Origin of the sequence: Nostoc sp. DedQUE02 (assembly GCF_034531035.1) — a bacterium.
Lineage (GTDB): Bacteria > Cyanobacteriota > Cyanobacteriia > Cyanobacteriales > Nostocaceae > Nostoc.
This window is the reverse complement of the sequence record NZ_JAVRBY020000005.1, coordinates 1-23,423: the sequence shown is the minus strand read 5'-3', so window position 1 is coordinate 23,423 and position 23,423 is coordinate 1. Positions and strand designations below refer to the sequence as shown.

20 protein-coding genes are annotated in these 23,423 nt (G+C 42.4%); 16 read left to right on the top strand and 4 right to left on the bottom strand.

Annotated elements, in window-relative coordinates; translation table 11 throughout:
- Positions 1 to 49: 49 nt before the first annotated feature.
- The 4 genes from RMX98_RS06730 to RMX98_RS06715 all read left to right on the top strand — a co-directional run bounded on the left by RMX98_RS06730 (position 50) and on the right by RMX98_RS06715 (position 6,190).
- Positions 50 to 1,609, top strand: a complete 1,560-nt coding sequence (locus RMX98_RS06730; RefSeq protein WP_322677937.1) for a dolichyl-phosphate-mannose--protein mannosyltransferase — start codon at positions 50 to 52, stop codon at positions 1,607 to 1,609.
- 579 nt (positions 1,610 to 2,188) lie between these two features.
- Positions 2,189 to 4,492 carry an ATP-binding protein gene (locus tag RMX98_RS06725; protein WP_322677936.1) on the top strand — a complete coding sequence of 768 codons (2,304 nt, stop codon included), beginning with the start codon at positions 2,189 to 2,191 and terminating at the stop codon, positions 4,490 to 4,492.
- On the top strand, positions 4,440 to 4,886 hold the full coding sequence (locus RMX98_RS06720; RefSeq protein ID WP_322673272.1) for a response regulator: 447 nt from the start codon (positions 4,440 to 4,442) through the stop codon (positions 4,884 to 4,886). The genes RMX98_RS06725 and RMX98_RS06720 overlap by 53 nt, the downstream gene beginning before the upstream one ends.
- 140 nt (positions 4,887 to 5,026) lie before the next feature.
- Positions 5,027 to 6,190, top strand: coding sequence for a hybrid sensor histidine kinase/response regulator (locus tag RMX98_RS06715; RefSeq protein WP_322677935.1), 1,164 nt, complete (start codon positions 5,027 to 5,029; stop codon positions 6,188 to 6,190).
- Positions 6,191 to 6,338: 148 nt separating this feature from the next.
- On the opposite strand, the gene trmB is transcribed toward RMX98_RS06715, so the two are convergent.
- Positions 6,339 to 6,986, bottom strand: coding sequence for a tRNA (guanosine(46)-N7)-methyltransferase TrmB (trmB, locus tag RMX98_RS06710; RefSeq protein WP_322677934.1), 648 nt, complete (start codon positions 6,984 to 6,986; stop codon positions 6,339 to 6,341).
- Positions 6,987 to 7,394: 408 nt separating this feature from the next.
- Between trmB and RMX98_RS06705 the strand changes: the two genes are divergently transcribed.
- The 3 genes from RMX98_RS06705 (at position 7,395) to RMX98_RS06695 (ending at position 9,475) form a co-directional block, all read left to right on the top strand.
- A complete protein-coding gene (locus RMX98_RS06705) occupies positions 7,395 to 8,123 on the top strand; it encodes a MotA/TolQ/ExbB proton channel family protein (RefSeq protein WP_322677933.1) in 729 nt (242 codons plus the stop codon).
- 42 nt (positions 8,124 to 8,165) lie between these two features.
- On the top strand, positions 8,166 to 8,849 hold the full coding sequence (locus RMX98_RS06700; protein ID WP_322677932.1) for a biopolymer transporter ExbD: 684 nt from the start codon (positions 8,166 to 8,168) through the stop codon (positions 8,847 to 8,849).
- A 263-nt stretch (positions 8,850 to 9,112) separates the two neighbouring features.
- Positions 9,113 to 9,475, top strand: coding sequence for a phage holin family protein (locus RMX98_RS06695; protein WP_322677931.1), 363 nt, complete (start codon positions 9,113 to 9,115; stop codon positions 9,473 to 9,475).
- Positions 9,476 to 9,550: 75 nt separating this feature from the next.
- Here RMX98_RS06695 and psb29 read toward each other — a convergent pair whose 3' ends face one another.
- Positions 9,551 to 10,258, bottom strand: coding sequence for a photosystem II biogenesis protein Psp29 (psb29, locus tag RMX98_RS06690; protein ID WP_322677930.1), 708 nt, complete (start codon positions 10,256 to 10,258; stop codon positions 9,551 to 9,553).
- 209 nt (positions 10,259 to 10,467) lie between these two features.
- Between psb29 and RMX98_RS06685 the strand changes: the two genes are divergently transcribed.
- Positions 10,468 to 11,064, top strand: coding sequence for a chromophore lyase CpcT/CpeT (locus RMX98_RS06685; RefSeq protein ID WP_322677929.1), 597 nt, complete (start codon positions 10,468 to 10,470; stop codon positions 11,062 to 11,064).
- Between the two features lie 133 nt (positions 11,065 to 11,197).
- Here the strand turns inward: RMX98_RS06685 and RMX98_RS06680 are convergent, their stop codons facing one another.
- Both RMX98_RS06680 and hemF read right to left on the bottom strand, forming a co-directional pair.
- Positions 11,198 to 11,566: an STAS domain-containing protein gene (locus RMX98_RS06680; protein ID WP_012411454.1), complete on the bottom strand. Its 369-nt coding sequence runs from the start codon at positions 11,564 to 11,566 to the stop codon at positions 11,198 to 11,200.
- Between the two features lie 370 nt (positions 11,567 to 11,936).
- Positions 11,937 to 12,989, bottom strand: a complete 1,053-nt coding sequence (gene hemF, locus RMX98_RS06675) for an oxygen-dependent coproporphyrinogen oxidase (RefSeq protein WP_322677928.1) — start codon at positions 12,987 to 12,989, stop codon at positions 11,937 to 11,939.
- A gap of 451 nt (positions 12,990 to 13,440) precedes the next feature.
- Here hemF and RMX98_RS06670 point away from each other — a divergent pair, with 451 nt between their 5' ends.
- From RMX98_RS06670 to RMX98_RS06635, 8 genes are all read left to right on the top strand, one after another.
- The gene (locus tag RMX98_RS06670) at positions 13,441 to 13,965 is read left to right on the top strand and encodes an SRPBCC family protein (protein ID WP_322677927.1); all 525 of its coding nucleotides are present in this window, start codon (positions 13,441 to 13,443) and stop codon (positions 13,963 to 13,965) included.
- A 386-nt stretch (positions 13,966 to 14,351) separates the two neighbouring features.
- Complete coding sequence (locus tag RMX98_RS06665) at positions 14,352 to 15,422, top strand: Mrp/NBP35 family ATP-binding protein (protein ID WP_322677926.1); 1,071 nt, start codon at positions 14,352 to 14,354, stop codon at positions 15,420 to 15,422.
- A gap of 189 nt (positions 15,423 to 15,611) precedes the next feature.
- Positions 15,612 to 16,925 (top strand): rod shape-determining protein RodA, encoded by a 1,314-nt coding sequence (gene rodA, locus RMX98_RS06660; protein ID WP_322677925.1) that lies wholly within the window; start codon positions 15,612 to 15,614, stop codon positions 16,923 to 16,925.
- Positions 16,926 to 17,026: 101 nt separating this feature from the next.
- Positions 17,027 to 17,224: an NAD(P)H dehydrogenase subunit NdhS gene (locus tag RMX98_RS06655; RefSeq protein WP_179066960.1), complete on the top strand. Its 198-nt coding sequence runs from the start codon at positions 17,027 to 17,029 to the stop codon at positions 17,222 to 17,224.
- 78 nt (positions 17,225 to 17,302) lie between these two features.
- A complete protein-coding gene (locus RMX98_RS06650; protein WP_322677924.1) occupies positions 17,303 to 17,959 on the top strand; it encodes an HAS-barrel domain-containing protein in 657 nt (218 codons plus the stop codon).
- A gap of 146 nt (positions 17,960 to 18,105) precedes the next feature.
- Positions 18,106 to 20,241, top strand: a complete 2,136-nt coding sequence (locus RMX98_RS06645; protein ID WP_322677923.1) for a cation:proton antiporter — start codon at positions 18,106 to 18,108, stop codon at positions 20,239 to 20,241.
- A 465-nt stretch (positions 20,242 to 20,706) separates the two neighbouring features.
- Entirely contained in the window at positions 20,707 to 21,657 is a 951-nt protein-coding gene (locus RMX98_RS06640) for a UDP-glucuronic acid decarboxylase family protein (RefSeq protein WP_322677922.1), read from the top strand.
- A 143-nt stretch (positions 21,658 to 21,800) separates the two neighbouring features.
- Positions 21,801 to 23,192, top strand: a complete 1,392-nt coding sequence (locus RMX98_RS06635; protein ID WP_322677921.1) for a UDP-glucose/GDP-mannose dehydrogenase family protein — start codon at positions 21,801 to 21,803, stop codon at positions 23,190 to 23,192.
- Positions 23,193 to 23,423: the final 231 nt, after the last annotated feature.

Below are 23,423 nucleotides of genomic sequence, written 5' to 3'. Positions count from 1 at the left end.
TTAATTATTAACCAATGCCCAATGCCCAATGACTAATGACTAATAACTAATGACTAAAAAGTGGTTCCGAATTGGGATGGTAAGTGTATTTCTTTTCTCACTTGCCTTAAGGTTTTGGGGGCTGGAGCGATTCAACACTCTGGTATTTGATGAAGTTTACTTTGCAAAATTTGGTAATAATTATCTCACGCATACGCCATTTTTTAATGCTCATCCGCCGCTAAGTCAATATATGATCGGCATCGGCATTTGGATTGGCAGTCATATTCCTTTTTGGCAAGATACGGTAAATGGACTGACAGGTTCAATGCGATCGCCTTGGACTTATCGGTGGTTAAATGCTCTTACTGGCTCATTTATACCTTTAGTTGTAGCTGCGATCGCTTATCAATTGAGTTATCGGCGTAGCTTTGCTCTGCTTGCAGGTTTCTTCACAGCTTGTGATGGCATTTTTCTAGTTGAGTCTCGCTATGCTTTAAGTAATATTTATATCGTCATCTTTGGTTTATTAGGTCACTGGTTTTTATTATTGGCATTAGATAACCAAAACCGACGGCGTTCTTTTTGGTTAGTTTTTGCTGGCATTACTTTTGGTGCTTCAGTCGGTACTAAGTGGAACGGTTTATGGTTCCTGTCAGGTGCTTATCTAATTTGGATAGCAGCTTGGGTAATTCATTTGATACATTCTTTTTCTAACTCCAAACTTCTTTTTACATCCCCTTCATTGGAAAGAAGCCAGGTGATCACTGAGCGTAATCAAAGTGATTCAGAAGTCAGGAGTCAGGAGTCAGGAGTTAGTACTTATTCCCCCTCATCTCCGTCATTTTCTGCATCTCAGACACCACTACAAAACTTGACTCAGCTAAATATTTTTCAGATGCTGTTTTATCTAGGAATTATCCCAGCTTTTATTTACAGCATCATCTGGATTCCCCACCTCCAACTAGATAAAACTTATGGATTTATTGCAGTACATCAGCAAATTTTGAAATTTCATTTACATTTAGGTGGCAATAGTCCTAACGTGCATCCTTATTGTGCTGCCTGGTATAAATGGCCTTTGATGACTCGACCAATGGCATATTATTATCAAACGGCAGAAAGTATCACCGAACCATTACCTGTAATGGGGCCACCTTTGCCTGCTGGTGCTGGACAAGTTATTTATGATGTCCATGCAATGGGTAATCCATTTTTATGGTGGTTTGGTGATGCTGCTATGTTGTTTTTAGTAGGAATGCTAGTATCGCAAGTCGTAATTCCTTGGGTGAAGGAAAAGCGTTTTTCTGTGCCTGAAACTCTTAGCGTTGATACTTGGATTGCTTTGTACTTGGTTATAAATTATGCTGCTAACTTATTACCTTGGGTGAAAGTTACGAGGTGCGTTTTTATCTACCACTATATGTGTGCAGTGGTGTTTGTATTTTTAGCGATCACTTGGTTTGTTGATCAGTGTCTTCGCAGTTATTATCAACAACTCCGGGTGTTAGGTGTCACCATTACTTTTATGATTCTGGCTGCTTTTATTTTCTGGATGCCCATTTATTTGGGTTTACCCCTCTCACCTCACGATTATAAGCTGCGAATGTGGTTCAACTCTTGGATTTGATTCAAGAAGAATTCAGAAGTCAGAATTCAGAAGTCAGAATTCAGAAGTCAGAATTCAGAAGTCAGAATTCAGAAGTCAGAATTCAGGAGTCAGAATTCAGTAGTCACCTGGTGAAATTAATTATGCGTTAGCTGAAACACTTGTAGAGACGTTGCATTGCAACGTCTCTACACTCATTTGTTTAGTAGTTATCTAGTGAGATTAAATATGCGTTACCTATAACCCTTATAGAGACGTAGCAGTGCTAATTCTTTTTCACTCATATCTCTAGTAGTCGCTAGCTGATATTTACGCAGAACTCAATTCTGAATTCTGTTTGTTAACATAGCTACACATATACAGAATTGTTTAATCACATGGTTTTCACATTTCTTATCGCTATGTAAGTTTACTGACTGTTAGACTTTTCAAAGCGCAAGCAGATAAAACTAATACTGCAAAACGCAATATCAGGGCATGGGAAATTAGATACTAAGTAAAAGTGATGAATGAAAAATTACAAAATTTTTTACATTCATCATTCTTCGTTATTATAGATACTCTAGTTTTGATGCTCCCAGACAACAGTGGAGGATCGTTATGGAAATAAACTTACAATTCCCAGGTATTAATTTAATTAGCTTGAAAGAGGCACCGATTCATATTTCTAGCCAAATTCAGCCTCATGGTGTCCTCTTAGTCTTAGAGGAGCCGGAGCTAAAAATATTACAAGTTAGCACTAATACATTAAAGATTTTCGGAATTGCTCCCGAAAACATGTTGCACAAAAAACTAGAAGATTTACTAGATCCCTTTCAAATAGAGAGAATTAAAACAGGGCTATCCGGGGAAAATCTTGATTTCATCAATCCCACCAAAGTTTGGGTGCGAAAAAAAGGTGATGAATACGTAGTATTTGATGCAGTATTTCACCGCAATACTGAAGGATTTTTAATCCTAGAGCTAGAACCTGCTCTTACTCAAGAAAATATTCCGTTTTTAAGCTTTTATCATCTAGCTAGAGCTTCTATAAATCAACTAGAAAAAACAGCAAATCTCCGGGACTTTTGTCAAGTTATCGTTCAAGAAGTTCGGAAAATAACGGAATTTGACAGGGTAATGTTGTATAAATTCGATGATGATGGGCATGGTTCCGTTGTCGCTGAAGAAAAATTAGAAAGCCTAGAACCATACTTAGGGCTGCATTACCCAGAGTCAGATATTCCCAAACCAGCGAGAAAATTATTTGCTGCCAATTCGATCAGAATTATCCCAGATGCTTATTCTCAGCCAGTAAAACTTTTTCCTGTCAATAATCCAATTAGCGATCGCCCCATTAATTTAACCAACTCTATTCTCAGAAGTGCTGCTTCTTGTCATACAGAGTACTTGCATAATATGGGTGTTGGTGCTTCGCTTACTATCTCTTTAATTAAAGACCAAAAACTCTGGGGATTAATTGCTTGTCATCACCAATCCCCGAAACAAGTTTCCTATGAATTGCGTAAAGCCTGCGAATTTTTGGGGCGAGTAATATTTGCAGAAATCTCGGCTAGAGAAGAGACAGAAGACTACTATCACCGGATAAATTTGACACACCTTCAATCAATCTTGATTGAATACATGTCTCAAGAAGAAAACTTCATAGATGGTTTAGTTAAAAACCCGCAGCATCTTTTAGATTTGGCTAGCGCTCAAGGTGCAGCCGTGTGTTTTGGCGGAAATTGCACGGTAGTTGGCGAAACACCTAGAGAAGAAGATTTGAATTTTTTAGTCCAATGGCTGAAAAATAATGTTGAAGAAGAAGTTTTCTATACAGATTCTTTGCCACAGATTTATCCAGATGCCGAAAGTTTTAAAAATGTCGCCAGTGGTTTATTAGCTATTCCCATCGCCAAGCGCAATTATGTTTTGTGGTTCCGACCGGAAGTAATTCAAACTGTAAATTGGGGTGGCGATCCTAATAAGGCGTTTGAAGTTAACCAGTCAGAAGGAAATGTCCGTCTGTGTCCGCGCAAATCATTTGAACTGTGGAAAGAAACGGTTCGCTTAACATCTTTACCTTGGAAAGATGTAGAAGTTAAAGCAGCATTAGAATTGCGGAAAGCAATTGTTAATATTGTGCTGCGTCAAGCCGATGAATTAGCCCAGTTAGCACAAGATTTAGAACGTTCTAACGCCGAACTGAAAAAGTTTGCCTACGTCGCCTCCCATGATTTGCAAGAACCGCTCAATCAAGTCGTGAATTACGTGCAACTGTTGGAGATGCGGTATAGCGAAGAACTTGACGAAGATGCTCAGGAGTTTATTAGCTACGCTGTGCAGGGAGTTAACCTGATGCAGACGTTGATTGATGATGTGTTGGCATACTCGAAAGTGGATATGCAAGCGATCGCATTTCAAATGAACGATGTAGAGACAGCCTTAATACGGGGGTTGGGCAATTTGCGTCAACGCATTAATGAAACTGGGGCCACTATCACCCACGATCCTTTACCCGTAGTCATGGCTGACAGCACCCAACTGATGCAGCTATTCCAAAACCTCATCGGTAACGCCATCAAGTTCCACAGTAACCAGTCGCCACAAATCCATGTGGGAGCAGAAAGAATAGAAGATGCATGGCTATTCTCAGTTCGGGATAATGGAATTGGCATTGACCCGAAATTTAGCGATCGCATTTTCGTAATTTTTCAGCGCTTACACACACGGGATGAATATACTGGTACAGGTATGGGTTTAGCCATCTGTAAGAAGATTGTCGAATGTCACCGGGGGCGGATCTGGGTAGAGTCAGAACTGGGTGAAGGCGCAACCTTCTACTTTACGATTCCAGTTGGAGGACGCGAACTTGAGCGTAGAAACGGGAGAAAGACACAAAACCATCTTTTTGGTCGAGGATAATAAAGCTGACATTCGCTTAATCCAAGAAGCGTTGAAAAATAGTTCAGTTCCTTACCAAGTGGTAACGGTCAGGGATGGTATAGATGCTATGGCTTATTTACGCCAAGAAGGTGAATATGCTGATGCAGCCCGCCCTGACCTGATTCTGCTGGATTTGAACTTGCCTAAAAAAGATGGTCGAGAAGTGCTGGCGGAAATAAAAGCCGACCCACTACTGAAGCGTATTCCAGTTGTTGTGCTAACAACCTCAAAAAACGAGGATGATATTTTTCACAGCTACGATTTACATGTGAATTGCTACATCACTAAATCCCGCAACCTTAGCCAGCTATTCCAAATTGTCAAGAGTATTGAAGATTTTTGGCTTTCTACTGTGACGCTACCATCGGAGTGAGGCAGGGGGCAGCACTTCGGCTACGCTCAGTGACCGGGGGCAGGGGAGGCAGGGGAGGCAGGGGAGGCAGGGGGAGAATAACCAATGACCAATGACAAATGACAAGATAGAGCAGCAATAGGGGGTAAAACCTGAAGATTATGGTTGTGAGCTACTCAGTAAAAATCTTGTTAATTGAGGATAACCTCGCTTCTGCTAGGTTGTTGCAAGAGTTTCTGACGCAAGCCCAGTCCCAAGAGTTTACTCTGGTTCATGTGACGCGATTGGGCGAAGCACTTCAGGAACTAAGCCAATGTAATTATGATGTTATTTTATTAGATTTAACTCTACCTGATAGCCAAGGATTGTCATCTTTACCTCCTCTAATTGGTCAAGCGCCAAGCATACCGATCGTTGTTTTAACAAATACTAATGACGAAGAGCTAGCAATTGAAGCAGTGCGGCAAGGGGCGCAAGATTATCTAGTCAAGCGCCAGGTAAATGTAGATGTGTTAGTGCGATCGCTACGTTATGCGATCGAGCGTAAGCAGGTTTTAGAATCATTACGCACAGTCAATGAAACGTTACAAACCCGGGTTGAAGAACGAACTGCTGAACTGGTGAAAGCCAATGAACTTAACCAGTTCAAATCTGAATTTGTCTCGATGCTCTCCCATGACATCCGCAATCCCTTAAATACTATTCTCTTGGCTGCTGGATTACTACAAAACCAAGATGAAAGATTGACCAAAGAGAAAAAACTGAATCATTTACAAATGATTCGTTCGGCAATCAAAAACATGGCGCAGCTATTGGATGAGGTTACATTTATCGGCAAAGCTGATTCCGGTAGACTGGGGTATGACCTCATCTGCTTAGATTTAGAAGGTTTTTGCCGCCAAATGGTTGAAGAAGTTCGATTGCTCGCAAATGAGAAGCATCTAACTTTGGTATTCGCCAGTTTTGGGCAATTAGACGATGCACTATGGGATGAAAGCTTACTGCGGCACATTTTGGGCAATTTACTTAGTAATGCGATTAAGTATTCACTACCGGGCGGCATAGTGCGTTTTGAACTAATTGGTCAGGAAAAAGCGGTAATTTTCCGAGTTCAAGATTGGGGAATTGGCATTCCTCAAGAAAACCAAAAGCGGCTGTTTCAACCTTTCCAACGTGCAGATAATGTTGGAACCATCCCTGGTACTGGCTTGGGGCTAGCGATCGCCAAAAAATGTGTCGATGCACAGGGAGGCGAGATTGTAGTCAATAGTCAAGTTGGAGTCGGTACAACCTTTACCGTCACCCTCCCTTTACTAGGAGATTAAGCATATTAGTAAGCAATAAAAGTTAGGTTTCTAGATAATAGGGCTAATGAGGCAATCGTCATTCTTTGAGTTAATGAAGCCTCACTCTTTAGTAATACTAGAAGAAGTTTACCGCTATTGTGGGGCAGAGTTGAGATTACAAATATCTCTAATCTGTAATTTTCACTCTTTCAAACAAAGCTCGATAAACCGGTTCACCCTTGTTTTGAGTATATGTTTCCCGTTCTGTAGGCACTGGTAGAGGGTTTTCAGCCAACCATTCTCCTGTACCAATTTTCTCAAAAGCTGGATTTTCAGCAAAGCGATCGCGCATTTCCACCGCGACAAATTCCATATCTGATTGCAGAAATACAATTCCCCCAACTGCAAGATAAGTAGCTAAATCGGCGACTAATTCTGGTTGGACTACACGACGTTTAGCATGGCGGGTTTTAAACCAAGGATCGGGGAATTGAATTGTAACGCGTTGTAAACTTCCTGGAGGCAGCGAAGATAAAAGTGAGTGCAGTGAGTTATTCACATTGCAAAATAAATAGTGCAGGTTTGTTAAACCGAACTCAGAACGTAACTTATTCGCCTCTAGCACCAGTGGTTCCCGAATTTCCAAGCCTAAATAATTCCAATTGGGTTCTATCTTGGACATATTCAGTAAAAATAGTCCTTTAGCGCAGCCAATATCTAAATGTAGTGATTGATTTGGCTTTGCATAAATTTTTTCCCAGTCTTGGGGACTTGCTGGTGTTTGATACTTTTTACCAAGTGGATTAACATGCTGGCGGACTCGGACTGCTGCCAAAATTTGTTCTCCTTTACGTGAAAATATCCTGTAGTTAAACTCCAGGTTACAAGGAAGTCTAGCAAAAGTATGCCAAAAATTATCGATCTATCATTCAATTGCTTACCCAGCAGCAAGTTTGTATATAGGACTCATATTTGATTGCGTGAAAAAAATTCGGTACACCTTAATCTTCTAAAATTCTCTTGCCTATTGTCTATTGCCTATTGCCTATTGCCAACTAAGCCAAGTGATTACAGTAATCAAACCGGATTCCCATAGCAGTCTCAATCAAATAGGCCATACTTGCACTGTTTTTTGAGGTTTTTGAGAAATTTATATTTTGGAAGCCCCTCATTTTGCATTAATCTCTAAAATTAAAATGCCTTAGCGCATTTGCTCTAGTCATGGAGGGAGGAAACTTAAACAGTGGATATTTTAGATTTGTTTTATAAAGGCGGGCCAGCGATGTGGCCAATGCTTGTTCTTTCGATTCTGGCTTTGAGTGTGATTTTCGAGCGTTTGTGGTTCTGGCTGCGAATTTTGACTCAGGAAAAACAAATAGTCGATCGCATCTTAGATGCTGCCCAGGATAATTGGCAAGTAGCTGCGGACATTGCTAAACAAGCAAACGATCAGCCTGTCGGGCGTTTTCTCTACGCCCCTCTACGCTTAACGAAAAATGATCCAGAAACCTTTCGACTAGCACTGGAGGCTACAGCAGAAGACGAATTAGCTGGGATGCGGCGGGGTGAAAAACTTTTAGAAGCCGTGATTGCCCTAGCGCCGTTGCTAGGATTGTTGGGCACAGTTTTGGGTTTAATCCACTCTCTGCGCTCAATTCGGATTGGTGATTTGGGAACTGAATCTACCGCCGGGGTAACTACTGGTATTGGTGAATCCTTGATTAGTACGGCAACAGGGCTAATAGTTGCCATAGTTAGTTTGGTATTTTACCGCCTATTTCAAAGTTTTGTAGTCAACCAAGTCAAAGTTTTTCGCAAGGCGGGGAATGAGATGGAATTGCTCTATCGTCAGTCTCCTCCTGATTTTAGCAATAGTACATCAGCGATCGTACAAGAAAATTTCACTCCACCCCGCAAGCCAGGAAAGAATAGGCTTCCTGAACCTCCTGAACCCCCGAATACAGCTAATTAATAGTCAAAAATTCAACCCCCAAACCAGGCTTTAGAGTGACACATGAAAGTTAATCTACATACTCCAATTGAAGAAGTCCAAATTCAAATCATCCCTTTAATTGATGTCGTTTTTTGTATTCTGACGTTTTTTTTATTAGCGGCATTACAATTTACACGGCAACAGGCAATAAATGTTGATTTGCCTAAAGCCAGTCCCAGTACAGTCTCTGGAATAACGTCACAGAGTGGAAGTGTGATTGTGACTATCGATGCCGTTGGCAATACTTACATAGAAAAACAGCCTGTAAAACAGGAAAATTTGAGACAGAGTTTAAAACAGTATCTCCAACAAAATCCCAATGCTGTTGTTGTGCTGAACGCTTCGCGAACTGCAACTTACAATGATGTAATTGAGACATTGGATTTACTGCGCCAAGTAGGGGGCGATCGCGTGTCTTTAGGAATTATTCCTGGCCCATCTCAACTACCCACAAACTCACTTAACCAACCTGCTATCCCTTCTTTCCCAATCAATCCTGGTGCTACACCACTTCCAGATGTCAATTCCGAAGGGAATATTACCCCTAAATTTCCCTTAGCCCCTAATTCCGTACCCTTGCCCACGGTAACTGGTCAACCTCCAATTAGACAAGGCATCAGTCCTATCAATCCTGGTATTTCTAACCCACCAACATCCCAAGCACCTGTAGCACCTAAACAAACCCAACCTACTCTTAAAAGATGAAATAAGGGCAGAGGGGCAGAGGGGCAAAGGGGCAGAGGAGAAAGAACTTGTAAAAGAACTCTCCCCTGCTCCCCTGCCCCTCATTCCCCACTCTCCACTTCTATTCAATCTCTTTCCCAAACCTAAAGATATCTAAAATAAAATTTGGTTAGAGAAAAATTTTCTGCTAATTTATAAGTAATTGGTTGAACTTTAAAGATTTTTCCACCGATAAATTGAAGTGATTTATCACCAATTGCCATTCACGTTTCAGGGATTGTGGCATGAATATCGTGACGCTTTTAATTGTTTGGATAGTAACAGCTATCAGCTTGTTGATAATTAGCAAATTGCCTCTGGGAGTCGAAATTGACACTCCAGGTAAAGCCTTCTTTTCTGCCGCAGTGCTTGGTATCGTGACGGCAATAGTCAGACCGATTTTAAGCCTTATTTTTGCAGTACCAAATTTGCTTACCTTAGACTTATTATCCGGCATTTTTACCTTTATGATTGCCGTGGTTTGTTTTAGTATTGCTGCTTGGTTAGTAGAGGGCTTTCGCTTACGTTATGGCATTTGGAGTGCTGTTATCGGGGCATTTGCACTGACTATAATTAACAGCTTAATTTACAAAATCTTGGGCGTCTAAAGCTAAGAGTTAGGAGTTAGGAATTGTTAATAATTCCTCACTCATAACTCCTAACTCATCACTCCTATCTCCTAACTATTCGTTGGAACTTGGAGGAGCAGCTGGGGTAGTTGATTGTTGTTTACGTTGCTCGCGTTTTTTGCGATCGGCTGAGAGCATATCTGCCATCACTATCAGTGCTTGCGCCATCTTGTCTAGGTTAGAACGGTATAACTCCAAATCTTTGTTGAGTTTGTCATCGGAGATGTGCAGACCAGCAGCGATCGCTTTTAGCGCCTCAGTGAGTTGCTTTTCGTCTTTAACCAATTCAGGATCGGACTGTTCTAATAACGAAAATACACCAATTGCAAACAAACGGTTGTATTTAAAGTTAGGATTGTTGGCGATCGCTTGCAGTTGTGCTTGCAAGTCAGCATCTCTATCTAAGTAAGTAGTTTGGGCTAACCACCCAATTAAATCTTTAACTGGCAAACCTTTAGCTACAGCTTGCAATCTTTGGGCATCCTCTCGATAGCGTTGCGGATCTTTTTCTATAGCCTGACATAAGGCGTTAAAAATTGATTCTTGATCCCGTTCTGGTTGATAGCCTTCCATGAAGCGATCAAAAGTAGTGACGACACCCAAGGCATAAATTGGATTGTAGCTAAAATCGATATTTACTGACAGCAGATGCATTTCCACCATCAACTCTTCTACTACCCGACGATAAATAGTGTTGATCGGACGGGTGTGAAGATTGTAGAAAGTTCGCTTTGTATCAGAGACTGTACGGACGTTATTCACAAAGAAAAAAGAAATGTTAAGGGCGACGTATCTTTATTTTCTCGCTTAAAGGCTACTTTGCCAAGTTGAGCTTTTAGCGGGGGACGGTTTCATTTACAATATAGACACATCAAAAGTATTTTAGAAGCTAGTAGCCGCAGGAAATAAGACCTTTTCTCCTAAAAAACTAGCCAAAAATTATTATCCTTAATGATTCGTAGATCGCATTTATGAACTTCTCGCCACAGTTAATTGCTTTAGGTGAGTACCTAGCTGGGGAATTTGATAATCGGGAACAAGCCATAGCAGAACCAGTTTGGTATGTTCACCTTTGCCTGTGGCAAAGACCAGTTAATCTGTTCACAGAAGATAGCATTACCTTGTTTGCCGAACAGGCTAACGTTACTACCCTAGATCAACCTTACCGCCAGCGAATTATTCGGTTGCGTCAGGGGAGCGACTCTGACACAACCGTGGAAGTACAATATTATATGCCTCAAGATCCAGGTGCATTAAGAGGCGCAGGTCATAACCCTGCTCTTTTGAACACACTGACACCACAACAATTAGATTTACTACCAGGTTGTATCTTAACAGTTACTCAGGAAAAACTAGCTGGCGATCGCTATAAGTTTACTGCTACCCCACCACCAGAGACGCTTTGTAGATTTACTTATCTTGGCAATACCATCTCTGTTTCCTTAGGTTTTGCAGCAACAGCGACAGAATTTCACAGCTACGACAAAGGAATTGATCCAGCAACTGGAAAAGCAACTTGGGGAGCGATTATGGGGCCTTATCGCTACACCAAGCGAAATCAGTATTAAATAAGATAAAGTTATGAGTCATGAATTTTGAATTAACTCCTGTACAGACGCGATTAATGAGCCAGCGCGTTGCGGGGGTTCCCCCCGTTGTAGCGACTGGCGTCGCGTCTGTACTCCAAACTCCTACTCATTTTTAGCTGGCAATGCTACGAGGTACACCTTCTAAAGCTTCCTCTTCTGTTTCAAAAATTTCAAAAACAGTATCCATCATCGTCACTTCAAACACGAGTTTGGCTTCTGGATGTACATTGCAGATGCGGAAACTGCCCTTGACTTTATCAGCATCACGCATTCCAGCTACCAAAGACGTAAGACCAGAACTATCAATAAAATTTACCTGAGCCAGATTTACAACTACATGGCGACTAAGTTTGGAAATACACTCCTGTAACTTTAGGCGAAATTGCCAAGCAGTGGTTATATCCAGACGGCCTGCTGGTGTCAGGACAATAACAGTGTTTCCGTCTTGCGTTGTATAAGTTTTTTGGTCTATATGAATCACTAAAGCCCTCCCCGTGACATTCCTTTTAAGATTAACTAGTTACAGAATTTTGTAATGCTGTCACTTGAGATTAACAAGCCATAGCTAAAATTGTCACCTTTTTCTGCTAAGTGCTTAACTTTAGTAGTTTAACTCAGCAAAATAGCGGGGAGTGGGGAGTGGGGGAGATGAGGGAGCAGGGGAGGCAGGGGAGGCAGGGGAAGAATAATTAATAACCAATGCCCCTCAAGAGTTCTGAGTAATGAGTGCTGTTAGCGATTAGCTAAGGTTGAGCCAGTGCTGAGTAGGGAATCTTACTTCTTTACTCAAAACTCGGAACTTCGAACTCGGAACCGTTTTGCCCTATGCCCCATACCCGATTTTCAAGTCACTAATGAGATGATGTTGGTGATGTCCAGTTGATCCAATCTTGAGGCTTAAGGAAAGTTTCATATAACTCGGCTTCGGGGGAATTGGGTTCCGGTTGATAGCCGTATTCCCAGCGCACTAAAGGCGGTAGGGACATGAGAATTGATTCGGTGCGTCCATTAGTTTGTAGACCAAAAATAGTGCCTCGGTCATAAACCAAGTTAAATTCTACATATCGTCCGCGGCGGTAGAGTTGAAAATTCCGTTGGCGATCGCCATACTCTATCCCATGTCGTCGTTCTACAATTGGTACGTAGGCTGGTAAAAATGCTCTGCCACAATCTTGCACAAAGCCAAACAAATCTTCCCAATTGCGGGTTGCTGGTGTTCCCACCTGATTGCTATAAATAGCCGCTTCTCCATTGGGATTTGGCCCGCGATATAAAGCACCCTGACCATCTTGGTAATCAAAAAACAGACCGCCTACACCCCGTGTCTCGTCACGATGCTTCAGATAAAAATATTCATCGCACCACCGCTTAAACACTGGGTAATACTCTGGGTGGTGTTTGTCACAAGCCTGTTTTAACGTTTTGTGTAAATGTGCCGCATCTTCCGCAAAGGGGTAATAAGGTGTCAAGTCAAGACCACCACCAAACCACCACACTGGCCCTGCTTCAAAGTAGCGATAATTTAGATGAACTGTGGGCACGTAAGGATTGTGAGGATGTAATACCATTGAAGTGCCTGTAGCATAAAAGCCATGCCCTGCGGCTTCCGGGCGTTGGGCTAAAATTGAGGCTGGCAAATGGGAACCCCAAACTTCAGAAAAATTTACACCTGCTTGTTCAAATATTGCACCATCTCGCAGCACGCGCGATCGCCCTCCACCTCCTTCTGGGCGTTCCCAACTATCTTCATGAAACTTAGCCACACCATCTAGTTTTGCCAATGATTCGGTAATTTCGTCTTGCAGTTGTTTCATAAACTGACTGACCCTAGTCTGAGCGTCAGCTGCTGGCAAAGACTTGGATGATTCTGTTGCTACAGTTGGTATTTGCGAGTTGGTCAACATAGATTCCCGAACCTAAATTACAATTTCCAGAAAGCCACAAATTTCTTATCTTAAAATTTGGGGAAAACACGCGCCAACAATCAAGCTCTATTTGCCCAACCCGCTTTTTCTTACTGGTTAAGCATTTATACGATTGATGGGCATCACTAGAGTTATTTTCCCTCAAATGCGTATAGGCTTGTATATTGAATGAGTTTTTTTTGAAATTCTTAATTGGAACATTCTGGTATAAACACTAGACTTTAATCGTAACCTTTAATTATCAAGGGTAAAACTTGCCTGCTCAAAACTTCTTTGCCATATTGCTGATATTGGCTGTTAAGGTTTGTACCGAATTGAGGCTTGCTATTTTTCAGGCATTTTTGAGAAAGTTTTAATTTAGGGGTTGAGCGTAGTTGCACACCATACCAGAGTTACCAGAAAGTGTCTAGAGAGGAGGAGGATTAGGAAAATGCAAGGTTGGTTATCCAAATTCATCCACCGTAAACGTCGTCGGTTTTGCGCTTCTCTGGTGTGGACGTATCGAGAGATTAGTTCTGCTTCTGTAGATGAGCTGTGGCAAAAAGTGGTTGACTTAACAGATGTTTCCTGGCATCCACAACTTAAGAGTACTAATGTTCCCCACGGATTAGTACCCAAACCAGGATTAATTTTTCAAGCTGTTACACGCTTTTCGCCGATTCCCATCAGAATTTTTGTGGAACGTGTCAATCCTAGAGAAATGCTGAGTATCCGAGTGATGGCAATTCCTGGAATAGAGGAACGACTGACTTATCAAGTAGAGTCAACTGTTTGTGGTACTTGTTTGTCTTATTCGGTAACGCTACGGGGTTGGTTATCGCCCCTGATTTGGTCTTTATCCCGTCCTTATGCAGACCGCGTTGCCAGGTCTTTAGTCGAAGCAGTAGAAAAGACAGCATTACCAACGGTATCTGGGAAGAAAAAATCCCTTAATGACAGTTGTTTTGATTTTTAAGTACTGAGGATTTGGGAAGAAGCAAGGGGGCAGGGGAGCAGGGGGGCAAGGGAGAAGTTGTAGTAAGTCTTTCTCCTCTGCTTTTTTGCCCAATGCCTAATCCCCAATCCCCAATCCCCAGGGATGCACTGAGTTTCGACACAACGACTACGCTCAACTACCGTGTAGTCGTTGTGAGTCGAGATTCAACTACCGCGCAGTCGAAGTGTCCCCATTCCCAATGCCCAAAGAAAGTTAAGATTCTATTAGGTGATAATGCAATTTGCTAAGTTTTATTACGGCAGTGACAGTGATAACACTAAGCTGACCTTACTTAAGAAAGCATCCAGTTAATAGCTAAGATGTTCGCCACAAATGTATTTATTCATTTTGAATTTTGAATTTTTATGTACGATGTCCTCGATTCCCGTTCTGTCTTAGAAATTTTGCGACCAGTGGAAGACCCAGAACTCCGTAAAAGTCTGGTAGAACTGAATATGATTCGCAACGTCACAATTGACGGTGGTAAGGTTAGTTTCACTTTAGTGTTAACCACTCCTGCCTGTCCTTTACGTGAATTCATTGTCGAAGACTGTCAGAAAGCTGTCAAAAAACTCCCAGGCGTTACAGATGTCAGCATAGAAGTGACGGCAGAAACACCGCAGCAAAAAAGTTTACCCGATCGCACTGGCATTTCTGGAGTCAAAAATATCATTGCTGTTTCTAGCGGCAAAGGTGGGGTCGGTAAAAGTACGGTGGCAGTGAATGTAGCAGTGGCTCTAGCTCAAACTGGGGCAAAAGTAGGCTTGCTAGATGCTGATATTTACGGGCCCAATGATCCCACCATGCTGGGTCTGTCTGATGCTCAAATTACAGTGCGTTCTAGTGAAACAGGCGAGATCCTGGAACCTGCTTTTAATCACGGCGTTAAATTAGTTTCAATGGGCTTTTTGATTGACCGAGATCAACCAGTAATTTGGCGGGGGCCTATGCTCAATGGTGTAATTCGCCAGTTTCTCTATCAAGTTGAATGGGGTGAACTGGACTATCTGATTGTAGATATGCCACCAGGAACAGGAGATGCTCAGTTAACTTTAACGCAAGCAGTGCCGATGGCTGGGGCAGTAATTGTCACCACACCGCAAAACGTAGCTCTGTTAGATTCTCGTAAGGGATTGCGGATGTTCCAGCAGATGAATGTTCCGGTATTGGGGATCGTGGAAAATATGAGCTATTTTATTCCCCCCGATCAACCAGATAAGCAATATGACATCTTTGGTTCTGGTGGTGGCTCCAAAACAGCTACTGAATTGGGAGTGCCACTGTTGGGGTGCGTGCCGTTAGAGATTTCCACGCGAGTCGGTGGTGATAGCGGTGTGCCAATAGTTGTTGGCGATCCAGATTCGGCTTCGGCAAAAGCATTAACAGCGATCGCTCTTACCATTGCTGGTAAAGTATCAGTTGCTGCCCTGACATAATTATAAATTTTAATTTCTATCTACTTCCTGGGCTATAGCTTGGGAATACTAGGGACTGGGTATTAGGAAGTGGGGAAGTAGGAGAGCAGAAAAGCAATGGAGAATAACTAATAACCAATGCCCAATCCCTAATCCCCAATGCCCAATTCCCAATTCCCAATAATTAAAGCTAAAGTCTAAACTGACACAATGTTGTTAAAACGATCGCTCCCCAAAATTCGCTGGAAGTCTTGGGTTAAGCCCTGGCAGTCTGTAGATTGGCTACTATTTTGTTTGCCTATAGCTATCAGTATCTTTGGCGGCGTCATGATTCTCAGTACGGAACTGAAGCAGCCAGTAACTGATTGGTGGTGGCACTGGTTGGTAGCAGGTATCGGTGTGCTTATAGCCCTGTTTTTATCTCGCATCCGTTACGAACTATTGATGCAGTGGCACTGGGTAACATACTCACTAACGAACTTCAGTTTAATCGCCGTGATGATTGCTGGTACTAGCGCCAAAGGAGCGCAACGGTGGATTAGTATCGCTGGGTTTAACGTGCAACCCTCAGAATTTGCCAAAGTAGGGATGATCATCACCTTAGCAGCTTTATTACACAGACGCACTGCTTCTAGCCTGGAAAGTGTTTTCCGCGTTCTGGCAATCACCGCTATACCTTGGGGATTAGTCTTTTTGCAGCCCGATTTAGCAACATCAATGGTATTTGGTGCGATCGTCTTGGGAATGCTTTATTGGGCAAATGCTAACCCAGGCTGGTTAATTTTGATGATTTCTCCGGTGGTTGCTGCCATTTTATTTAGTATATCTTGGCCATTAGCAGAGCCAATAGTTTTATTCAAAGAACTATCTTTTGGCCCATTAGGGCTAATTTGGTCAGTTGCGATGGCTATTCTGGGCTGGCAAACTCTTCCCTGGCGTAGATTTGGTTTTGGTGCTATCAGTGCATGGAGTCTCAATATACTGGGTGGCGAATTAGGAGTTTTCGCCTGGAACCACATTCTGAAGCCGTATCAAAAAAATCGGCTCACCGTATTCATGGACCCCGATCACGATCCCCTCGGCGCTGGGTATCATTTAATTCAATCTCGTATTGCTATTGGTGCTGGTGAAATTTGGGGATGGGGCCTATTCAAGGGGCCAATGACGCAATTAAATTTTGTGCCTGAACAGCATACAGACTTTATTTTCTCGGCAGTCGGGGAAGAATTCGGTTTTATTGGTTGCTTGGTAGTGCTGTTTATTTTCTGTTTAATTAGCTGGCGGCTGCTGCATGTTGCCCAAACTGCCAAAGACAACTTTGGTTCCTTATTGGCTATTGGCGTTTTGTCCATGATCGTTTTTCAAGTTATTGTGAACGTTGGCATGACTGTTGGTTTAGCGCCTGTGGCAGGAATCCCTTTACCTTGGATGAGTTATGGGCGTTCTGCTATGCTGACGAACTTCATTTCTTTGGGAATAGTCGAATCGGTAGCAAATTTTCGACAAAGGCAGAAGTATTATTAATTCGTCATTTGTCATTGGTCGTTGGTCATTTGTAAGAACCAAAGACTAATGACCAATCACAAGTATTAAGCTATTAAAAGGAAACAAGCGAGGCTAAAAATATGATCCTGCCTGGAGCAACTGTTCGCGTCAACAATCCCGCAGATACCTATTATCGCTACGAAGGACTCGTGCAACGGCTGAGTGATGGCAAAGTAGCCGTATTATTTGAAGGTGGGAACTGGGATAAATTAGTTACCTTCCGTCTGAGCGAGTTAGAACTTGTAGAAACCACAGCCGGACGTAAAAAAGCTAAATAGATTAGTCATTAGTCATTAGTTCTTTGTCATTTGACAAAGGCTAATGACTAATGAGCAATGACTAATGACTAAATTAATATGCGCCTCCCTTTACCACAGTTTGCCACTGGCGATCGCCATCCGAACCACATTGCAGAGGTGATTGAAACTACCAGTACAGAATTTTTAGCTCAGTGTTTAGAGCCGGAAGATTTAAGCTTTCCCTCCATGCCACCCTTTGGTAGTTGGGTCTGTTCTGTAGATGAAGAATCTGGCAATCAAATTTATGCGGTAGTGTATTATGCCACAACTATGCCCATAGATTCTGTACACCGGGCGAGAGCGTTGGGGTTGTCCTTGCAAAACTTACGGGAGGAACAACCCCAAATATTTGCTATGCTCCGCACAGAATTTAGGGCTGCGATCGTCGGATTTGAACTATCTTCGCAAAATCAAAGTTATAACCGAAGAGTATATCAGTATCTTCCACCCCGTCCCCCGCAAATTCATCAAGCTGTTTATCAATGTGAGCCAGAAGCTATCATTAAATTTACTGAAGAACTCGATTTTTTACGGACACTACTTTGTATCAATGGTGCGCCAATAGAGTCTTTAACCGCAGCTGCCATTCGAGATATATACCAGTTACGCAAAGCTGACCGAGAATGGCTAATTAAAGCTGGACGTAGCTTAAGTGTGCTACTTAAAGACGACTACGATCGCTTGCGGTTCATTTTGAGTCAAATCCACCCGTAGGTAGTTAGTTCTAAAATAATTACCTAGTTAGTGTAAGTTAAGATTTTTGATTTTTTTCAGGTGGCTTCTCTATTTATTATTTATATCGCTCAGGCGATCGCCCCAAGGTAATCGCAGTTTTACCATAGCCCCTTCAATTCCTACCTATGGAACTCTTATCACAAGTTCTTGTTCTGGAACCAACTTCCCAAGTTCTTGGCAAGGAACCCATTGTTCCCTTTGCTATTTTGCTGGTGGTTATCTTAGTTATACCCATAATGTTTGAGCGGCTAAGATTACCAGGATTAGTGGGTTTGGTTTTCTCAGGGCTAGTGCTTGGGCCTTCAGGCTGGAATCTATTTCAGTCTGACTCACCAATGATTAACCTGCTATCAGACATTGGGTTAATTTATTTGCTCTTTGTCGCTGGGCTAGAAGTTGATCTAGAAAAGTTCCGCCAAAGAAAAAGTCGTGCCTTTGGATTTGCTAGTTTGAGTTTCAGTCTACCCCTGATGATGGGAGCCTCATTAGGGTTGATTTTAGGGTATGGCTGGAATACTTCAATCTTAATTGGCTCTTTATTTGCTTCCTATACCGTTTTGGCTTATCCGATAATCAGCCGTTTGGGAGTGATAAACAATGAAGCTATTACTGTCACCATCGGAGCTACAATTTTTACAGATATTGGTACAGTGCTGATATTAGCCGTTTGTGTAGCTATCTCTCATGCTGGGGCATTCAGCTTTGCTAAACTACTCACCTTGTCGGGTTGGTTAATTATTTACTCTGTTGCCGTTGTCACAGGCTTTGATTGGGCAGGCAAAGAATTTTTCAAGCGGTCTGGAGACGATGAAGGAAACAAGTTTTTATTTGTGTTGCTTTCTGTGTTTCTGGCAGCTGTGGGCGCTCAATTGATTGGGATAGAAAAAATTGTTGGTGCCTTTTTAGTGGGTTTAGCGGTGAATGAAGCTGTGGGTGAAGGGCCAGTCAAAGAAAAGGTGGTATTTATTGGCAGTGTGCTGTTCATTCCCATTTTCTTTGTTGACCTTGGCTTACTGATCAATCTACCTGCCTTTGGGAACAACCTAGACACGCTCAAGTTAACACTGTTAATGATAGTCGGCTTGATTGCCAGTAAATTGATTGCAGCTTTCTTGACAAAACTGGTTTACCGCTACAAGTGGCAAGAAATGCTAACCATGTGGTCGTTGTCACTTCCCCAGGTTGGTACAACCTTAGCAGCAACGTTAGTTGGATATCGAGCTGGGTTGCTGCCACTAGAAGTATTACACAGCGTCATTGTCTTAATGCTTGTCACATCAACCTTGGGGCCGTTAATGACCAGTCGAATAGCTGTTGGTTTGAATTCCTCACCAGCCGAAGATCCAGCACCACCCCAACCTAACGAGAACGCATCAGAAACAGAGAATGCTTTTACTATAGTCGTCCCTGTGTATAATCCTCAGACCCAGCAGTATTTGATTGAAATGGCGGCGTTATTAGCGCGTCAGTCTCAAGGGAAAATTATACCACTGGCGATCGCCACTGCTGCTGCTCACATGGATGCACCCCAGTTGGAAACCTCTCTACAACGGAGTGAGTGGTTATTGACTAAAGCCACGACACAAAGTCGAGCCTTGGGCGTAGCCGCAGAACCAGTGCTGCGAATTGATGATGCCTTTGCTCAAGGAATTAGCAGAGCTGCTCGTGAACAAAAGGCTAATTTAATTGTTATGGGTTGGGGTAAACGGACTGGGTTGCGAGCGCGTTTATTTGGGAATGTGATTGATGGTGTACTTTGGGCATCCCATTGTCCAGTAGCAGTGACACGTTTAGTGGAATCACCAAAAAAAATTCAGCGCATCTTAGTACCAGTAGAAAATTTAACAGCACCGACATTACAGCCTGTACAATTTGCTCAGATGTTGGCAGAGGCAAATCAGAGCCACATTACTGTGCTGAATGTGTGCGATCGCCGCACTAGTTCTAGTAAAATTGCTTGGAGGCGATCGCATCTTTCCTTACTAGTATCTAAATTAGCTTTGACCAATGCCCCAGAAATTCAAATTATCGCTCACGAAAATGTTGCCCAAGCAATTTTGCAGGCAGCACGATTATATGATTTAGTCGTTTTACCTTTTATACGTAATCGTACCAGTCCTGGAGGGTTAGCCATTAGCGATGTCACAACCCAGCTAGCTAGACAACTCACTTGCTCCATAATCATGCTTGGAGAACCGCAACGCACTCAAACTAATATAATTACTTCTAATACAGTTCCTAGCATTACATCTGCTGTATAATTTCAGCCAGGTTCAGTCTAGTTGCTTTTAGCAAAAAGATTTCGCCCCCAAAGAAAGGCAGCGCGGTCTCCCAAAGGTATTAAAGAGTCCAGGTACTTTCTATAAGACGTAGCGTCTTATAAAGATCGTTTGGGGTCTCCCTAAATGCGATAAACTTCCGTGCAAGGATTTTATCAAGTACAGCAGTACTGAGTAAACTAAAGACCCTTTATCTTGTTAAAGATTTGATGAACTTTGGGTAAAAAAACCACAATTTTTAGACAATGTTTGTTATTTTACTAGTGAAATTATTAAGAAAGCAGGTAAAAACATCACAAAACTACAAGTGTAAACAAATAGGTAAATTCAATAATACTTTTTGATTAAGCCTTATTCTTTTTTAGCTTTGTATTTTTGTCCTTAAGCTGGGTAATCTAAAAGTAAGTGCAATAGCTACTGAAAATATTTGTAAGTAACTGGGAAACTATGAGAATTTTGGTAACGGGCGGTGCTGGGTTTATTGGTTCCCATCTCATCGACCGACTAATGGCAGCTGGGCATGAAATAATATGCTTGGATAATTTCTACACTGGTCATAAACGTAACATCATTAAATGGTTAGGTAATCCGTACTTTGAACTAATCCGCCACGACATAACTGAACCAATTCGGTTAGAAGTGGATCAAATTTATCATTTAGCTTGTCCAGCTTCACCAGTACATTACCAGTACAACCCAGTTAAAACTGTTAAAACTAACGTAATCGGAACACTGAATATGTTGGGGCTGGCTAAACGTGTGAAAGCAAGGTTTTTCTTAGCTTCAACTAGTGAAGTATACGGAGATCCCGAAGTTCATCCCCAAACTGAAGAGTATAGAGGTAGCGTCAATCCCATTGGAATACGTTCATGCTACGACGAAGGTAAAAGAATTGCTGAGACTCTAGCATTTGATTACTACAGGCAAAACAAAGTTGATATTCGAGTTGTTCGGATATTCAACACCTACGGGCCGAGAATGTTAGAAAACGATGGTCGGGTGGTGAGCAACTTTATAGTTCAAGCCTTGCGGGGCAATCCTTTAACCGTGTACGGTGATGGTTCACAAACTCGTAGTTTCTGCTACGTTTCTGATTTGGTAGAAGGATTCATCCGCCTAATGAATAGCGACTACATTGGCCCAGTCAATCTGGGAAATCCTGGTGAATACACGATTTTACAATTGGCACAAACTGTGCAAAATATGATCAATCCAGACGCGCAGATTAAGTTTGAGGCACTACCTTCGGACGATCCCCGGCGTCGTCAGCCTGATATCACAAAGGCAAAAACTTGGTTAAATTGGGAACCTACCATTCCTCTGCAAGACGGGTTAAAACTGACAATAGAAGATTTTCGCGATCGCATTCAAAGCGATGTCAATAATTCAACTACCTGAGTGGCGTCTAGCGTCGCTCTGAATTTTCATGCAGGCTCACCCTGGATTACTATCCTTAGTGGTTGAGTTGACTGCCAGTGTATAAGTGTCAAATTGAGAACTTCTTTTTGAAAACTAAGCCCAAAAAAATGAGGAGTTAAAAAATGCGTGTTTGCGTGATTGGTACTGGTTACGTTGGTTTGGTTACAGGTGCTTGCTTGGCTCATATTGGGCATGATGTAATTTGCGTAGATAACAACGAAGAAAAAGTTAAATTAATGAAGTCTGGGCAGTCCCCAATTTTTGAGCCGGGACTCTCAGAAATTATGCAGTCTGCCATTCAAACAGAGAAGATTCATTTTACTAGCGATCTTGCTGCTGGAGTTTCCCACGGAGAAATTCTGTTTATTGCTGTAGGAACGCCACCTTTACCCACTGGTGAAAGTGATACTCGTTACGTCGAAGCTGTAGCTCGTGGGATTGGCGAAAATCTCAACGGTGGTTATAAAGTCATAGTGAATAAATCTACAGTACCTATTGGCTCAGGTGACTGGGTGCGGATGCTTGTTCTAGATGGTATTGCAGAGCGGCAGAAAACACTGATACCCGCAGGTGGAGTGCCGAGTGATGACAAATTACCTGAGGTTGCGGCCCACTTTGACGTAATCAGCAATCCAGAGTTTTTGCGAGAAGGTTCGGCAGTTCACGACACCTTCAACCCCGATCGCATTGTACTAGGGGGCAATAGTCAAAGGGCAGTAGCTTTGATGCAACAACTGTATGCCCCAATTGTGGAACGCAAGTACGCTGAAGACCAATCTTTACCTCCAGTGCCAATTTTGGCAACAGACCTAAGTTCGGCGGAAATGATTAAATACGCCGCTAATGCCTTTTTAGCCACTAAGATTAGCTTTATTAACGAAGTTGCTAATATTTGCGATCGCGTTGGTGCTGATGTCACCCAAGTAGCCAGAGGTATCGGTCTAGACTCCCGCATTGGTAACAAGTTTTTACAAGCTGGCATTGGTTGGGGTGGTTCTTGTTTCCCCAAAGATGTCTCCGCTCTGATTCACACTGCTGATGACTATGGTTATGAAGCCCAGCTACTCAAATCTGCTGTCAGTGTTAACGAACGTCAACGATTGATTGCTTTGGAGAAACTTCAACAAGTTCTAAAAATTCTCAAAGGCAAAACAGTCGGACTACTTGGACTGACCTTCAAGCCAGATACCGACGACTTGCGTGACGCTCCAGCACTCATTTTAATTGAGCAGCTAAACCGACTGGGAGCCAAAGTCAAAGCCTATGACCCCATTATCTCCCAAACAGGTATGCGTCATGGTCTTTCTGGCGTGTTAGTAGAAACCGATGCCGAAAGACTAGCTGATGGCTGCGATGCCTTGGTACTTGTTACCGAATGGCAACAGTTCAGCACCCTCGACTATGTGAAGATGGCAAAACTGATGGCTCACCCCGTTATCATCGATGGTCGTAACTTCCTTGACCCCGAAACTCTGGTACGCGCAGGATTCCAATATGTAGGTGTGGGAAGATAAAGAGTAATGAGTGATAAATGATGGATAAGAATTGGTTACAATTTATAATCCATAATTCCTAACTCCAACTCTTTTAAAAACTGAGAGATTTACAATACCGCCTAGAACGATTTAGGCGGTATTTAATTTTGTTTTAGAACCTCGCGCAAAGATGCTCAGGACTTACGCAACTGGCACAGCGTGATCGCTATTTTATAGTATTTATGTACTATATAAAGTGGCTGACCCATA